General features: G+C 44.2%; 1 protein-coding gene and 1 pseudogene. One reads left to right on the top strand and one right to left on the bottom strand.

Going from position 1 to position 1,355, the window contains the following annotated elements; all coding sequences use genetic code 11:
* A pseudogene (locus tag A3762_RS26985) lies at nt 1–196 on the top strand (NADH:flavin oxidoreductase); the annotation flags it as partial.
* Nucleotides 197–265: 69 nt separating this feature from the next.
* Here A3762_RS26985 and A3762_RS28200 read toward each other — a convergent pair.
* A complete protein-coding gene (locus A3762_RS28200; protein WP_068754112.1) occupies nt 266–1,198 on the bottom strand; it encodes a PaaI family thioesterase in 933 nt (310 codons plus the stop codon).
* Nucleotides 1,199–1,355 lie beyond the last annotated feature (157 nt).

The following is a 1,355-nucleotide window of genomic DNA, read 5'->3' as shown; positions in this document are numbered from 1 at the left end:
AGGCTTTTGGGGAAATAATAGTCGCTCTGATCTCATTAAAGCGATCAATAGCTTCGGCGCGGTTGGTTTTTATTACTGGCAGATGATTCTGCTAGCGAAAGGCAAGGAGCCAAATCCTAAGACTACAACGGTGCGTTATTTCCTTCGTCATATGAAGAATGACTTCAAACTAAACATGCGAAGAAAATTTGGTTAACGAGAAGCCTTATAATCGAAAACATATGAGCGCTGAACTTAAGCAGCGCTCATAAAAATTTGGAGGTTGTTATTCCAATAAGAAATGGGCACGCGCTAAGGCAATAGGCTTTTCTCTTCTTTGCTGCCATGCATGCACTTCCACATTCGCAACACGCCCTCCCTGACAAGTCACTTCGCAGTGGACGAAAGTATCTCTATCTAGACCGGCACGTAGATAATCGATCGAAAAATCGATAATCCTAGGAATCACGCCCCCAGGTTGCGTGGCTAGCAAATGCAGCATGCTCGCCATTTCCATAAAGCCACCTAATACACCACCATGAATCGCTGGCAAAATAGGGTTTCCTATATTACTTGGCTGACGATTTAACTTGTAAAATCCTGCGGCTGGTTCTCCATCTAATTCCACCCCAATATAAGACGCATAAGGGATAGCAGAAATCAGTGGTTCGAAATCTTTCGTTGCGAGTGCTGATGCACGAAGGTCCTTTAAGCTAACCTGCGATCGTGTGTTCTCATTGAAAGTAAATTCGGGTATTTGAGTGCCTTTGGTCATATGTTCCAAAGATGGAATACCTTTGGCACCCATGCGCATAAACGTGGCCACACAATGCGCGACAGTGCGATCAACTTGGTAAGCTTCACAACGCATGAATACGATATTTTTAGTGACGCGATAACAACTAGCGCGCGCATATACGGGTTGATCAGGTCGTGCTGAACGCATGTAATCAACACGTAAGTCTAAAGTTGGACAGAGCTCAAACTCTGGCAATGCACATAAAACCCCTGCGCCGGCAGCTGTATCCATTAGGGTAGTAATCGCCCCCCCATGAATAACACCAGTATCAGGGTTACCAATAATTTTCTCTGTATAAGGAAGTTCTAAGATTAATTCATTCTCGCGTGCCGAAGCTACGGTAATTCCGAGCGCCTGGCATTGAGCCAAAACAGAAATAAACCCTTCGACCTGACCTAACAAAATACTTTCGTCACGCATTCTTTATACAACCATTGTTTGAGAAAGGCAGGATTATAGTGAACTTCGTCACAAATAATAAGGCTTAAGCATCATACCCAAGCAGAGAAAGCAGCAATTCACTGGATTGCTCGGGCTGTTCAAACATAAAACAATGCCCGCCAATGGTTTTGCTTGC

This window comes from Oleiphilus sp. HI0125 (assembly GCF_001635355.1).
The sequence above is the reverse complement of the archived record's forward strand: the minus strand, read 5'-3'. Positions and strand labels throughout refer to the sequence as shown.

Bases quoted from the DNA above. Each gene is read 5' to 3' on its own strand.
- A3762_RS28200 (WP_068754112.1), bottom strand. From the start codon at position 1,198: ATGCGTGACGAAAGTATTTTGTTAGGTCAGGTCGAAGGGTTTATTTCT.